3 protein-coding genes are annotated in these 3,359 nt (G+C 69.3%); all 3 read right to left on the bottom strand.

Going from position 1 to position 3,359, the window contains the following annotated elements:
• The coding region (locus AC6H42_RS27140) for a chemotaxis protein CheB (protein ID WP_497549365.1) at positions 1 to 441 on the bottom strand (441 nt) is incomplete at its 3' end.
• Entirely contained in the window at positions 438 to 1,280 is an 843-nt protein-coding gene (locus tag AC6H42_RS27135; RefSeq protein ID WP_057155341.1) for a CheR family methyltransferase, read from the bottom strand. The genes AC6H42_RS27135 and AC6H42_RS27140, both read right to left, overlap by 4 nt.
• A partial coding sequence (locus tag AC6H42_RS27130) for an ATP-binding response regulator (protein WP_497549364.1) occupies positions 1,277 to 3,359 on the bottom strand: 2,083 nt, incomplete at its 5' end. The genes AC6H42_RS27135 and AC6H42_RS27130, both read right to left, overlap by 4 nt.

Here is a 3,359-nt window from a genome sequence, read left to right as displayed (position 1 = left end):
CCGCGCGATGTGCGCCAGGCCGTCGGCGCCGTCGGCGCCGGCGCCGGTCAGCACCACGCCGGCCAGCGCGCTGCCAAAGCAGGCGGCTGCCGATTCGAACAGCACGTCCACCGAGGGCCGCGCGAAACTCACCGGCGCGTCGGCCGACAGCGACAGCCTGCCGTCGCGTTCCACCAGCAGGTGGTAGCCGGCCGGCGCCAGGTAGACGGTGCCGCGCTGCGGCAGTTCGTTCTCGTCGGCCTCCTTCACGCGCAGCGCCGCCATGCTGTCGAGCAGGCGCGCCAGGCCGTCGCCGGAACCCGGCGAGACGTGGATGACCACCAGCAGCGGCAGCGCAAAGTCCGCCGGCAGCGCCGGCAGCAGGCGCTGCAGCGCGTCCACGCCGCCCAGCGACACGCCCAGCACGATGGCGCGGAAACGCGGCTTTTTCGGGCCGTTCATATTGGCGCCCCGGTGGCGTACTGCTTGCGGTAGATGCGGGTGGGCGCGGCCACCTCGCGGTAGCGCGGCGCGATGGCGCGCTGCTCCAGCGTTTCCTTGCTGCCCAGGCAGAGGAAGCCGCCGGGCGTGAGGCAGCCGTCGAACAGCGACAGCAGGCGCTCCTTGAGCGCGGGCTTGAAGTAGATCATCACGTTGCGGCACAGGATCAGTTGCATCTCGCTGAAGTCGGCGTCGGTGGCCAGGTTGTGCGCGGCGAATACCACGTTGCGCAGCAATTCCGGATCGAACAGCGCGCGGCCATAGCGCGCCACGTAATAGTCGGAAAAGGCGGTGCTGCCGCCGGCCTGCTGGTAGTTCTTCGTGTAGCGCTGCATGTCGCGCAGCTCGAACATGCCTTGCCGCGCGCGCTCCAGCACCGCTTCGTTCAAGTCGGTGGCGTAGATGCGGCATTGCCGGGCCATGCCCTCTTCGCGCAGCAGTATCGCCAGCGACAGCACTTCCTCGCCGCCGGAGCAGCCGGCCACCCAGATCCTGGCGTGCGGGTAGGTGCGCAGGTGCGGCAGCACGTCCTCGCGCAGGGCCTTGAAGAAGGGCGGGTCGCGGAACATGTCGGATACGTTGACGGTGACCTCTTCCACCAGCGCGCGGCACAGCTGGGCGTCGCGCAGCAGCGCCGAGGTGGCGGCGCCGAAGCTGCCGTAGCCGGACCTGGCCAGCCACGCCGTCAGGCGCCGTGTCAGCGAGGCGCCGGCGTAGCCGCTGAAATCGTAGCCGTGCGCCTGCTTCACGGCGCTGACCAGCAGGCCGATCTCGAACGCCACGATGTCCTGCTCGTTCACGCCACCTCCCCGGCCTGGTACAGCCACACCCGCATCAGCGAGAACAGCTTGTCCAGGTCCACCGGCTTGGCCAGGTAGTCGCTGGCGCCCGCGTCCAGGCATTGCTTCTGGTCGCCCAGCATGGCCTTGGCGGTGAGCGCGATGATGGGCAGGCGCGCCCAGCGCGCTTCCCGGCGGATGCGGCGCATGGCTTCGAAGCCGTCCATCTCCGGCATCATGATATCCATCAGCACGATGTCGATGTCCGGGTGCGCCTGCAGCTGCGCCAGCGCTTCGGCGCCGTTGCCCGCCTCGACAACGTGCATGCCCTTCTCGGCCAGCACCGAGCACAGCGAGAAGATGTTGCGGATGTCGTCGTCCACCAGCAGCACCTTGCGCTGCTCGAACATGGCTTCCTTGTCGAGCGCGCGGCGTATCATCTTCTGCTGGTCCTGCGGCAGCGAGCTTTCCACCAGATGCAGGAACAGGCTCACTTCGCCCACCAGCCGCTCCGGGCTCTTGGCGCCCTTGACGATGATGCTGTCCGTGTAGCGCCGCAGGCGCGCCTCGTCCGCCTCGTTCAGGTTGCGGCCCGAGTGCACGATGACCGGCATCTGCGGCGCGCAGGCGCTGTCGCGCAGGCGGTCGAGCAGTTCGAAGCCGGTCATGTCGGCCAGGCCCAGGTCCAGCACCATGCAGTCGTAGCGTTCCTTCGCCAGCAGAGCCAGGGCCTGGGTGCCGGAGCGGGCGATGGCGATGTCCAGGCCATCGGTCTGCAGCAGCTCGGACACGCTCATGGCTTCGAACTCGTCGTCCTCGACCACCAGCAGGCGCTTGTCGGTGCGCACGATGGCCGCGCCGATCGAATCCAGCACCGCGTCCAGCTGCTCGGCGGTGACCGGCTTGGTGATGAAGCCGATCGCGCCCAGGCCCATGGCTTTCTGGCGGTCCTCCAGGCAGGTGATGAAATGCACCGGGATGTGGCGCGTAGCGGGATTGTCCTTGATGCTGCGCATCACGCCCCAGCCGTCGATATGGGGCAGCATCACATCCAGCAGGATGGCGTTGGGACGGTAGCGCTCGGCCAGCGCCAGGCCGTCCTCGCCGTCGCAGGCGACAATAGCCTGGAAGCCGTGGCTGCGCACGGTGTCGCGCAGGATGCGGGCGAACGACAGGTCGTCTTCCACGATAAGGATGCAGCGGCACTCCGGCTGCACGGCGGCGCGGTCGTCGTCCATCGCCATCGAAGGGGAGACGTCGCGCGCGGCGCCGGCCACACCCGGCCGGTCGGCCCCGGCCAAGGCGGCGCTGCCTGGATGCGCTGGCGCGCTCAGCGGCGCGGCGGATGGCCCATGGTCCTGTTCCACCGGCGCGTCCGCCGGCTGCGGCGCGGACTGCACGGCGGCGGCGTCGCGCGGCAGGAACAGGGTGAAGGTGCTGCCCGCGCCCACCGCGCTGCTGAGCCGTATCTCGCCGCCCATGCGGCGCGCCAGCTGGCGCGAAATCGACAGGCCCAGGCCGGTGCCGCCGAACTTGCGGCTGGCCGAGCCGTCGGCCTGCTGGAAGGCGTGGAAGATGCGCTCCTGCTGGTCGGCCGCCACGCCCACGCCGGTGTCGCTGACGGCAAAGGCCAGCGCCTCGCCGCCCAGGCCATGCTCGCCGCCGCGTGCGCGGCGCACGCTCATGCCCACCTTGCCCCCGGGCGTAAACTTGACCGCGTTGGCCAATAGGTTCTTCAGGACCTGCTGCAGGCGCTGGCCGTCCGTACGCAGCAGCGGCGGCGTGCCGGCGGCGATCTCGACGCCGAAGTCCAGCCCGTTATGCTCGGCCAGCGGCTGGAACAGCGCACGCATCTGCTCGGCCACGGCGTCCAGCGCCACGTCCTCCAGGTGCAGCTCGACGCGGCCCGCCTCGATCTTGGACAAGTCCAGGATGTCGTTGATCAGGTTGAGCAGGTCCTTGCCTGCGCCGTGGATGGTGCCGGCGTATTCCACCTGCTTGCTGCTCAGCTTGCCCTCCCGGTTCTGCTCCAGCAAGCTCGACAGGATCAGCATGCTGTTCAGCGGCGTGCGCAGCTCGTGCGACATATTGGCCAGGAAC

It is taken from the genome of Massilia sp. NBRC 108631, assembly GCF_059704565.1.
This window is presented reverse-complemented; position numbering and strand designations above follow the sequence as displayed.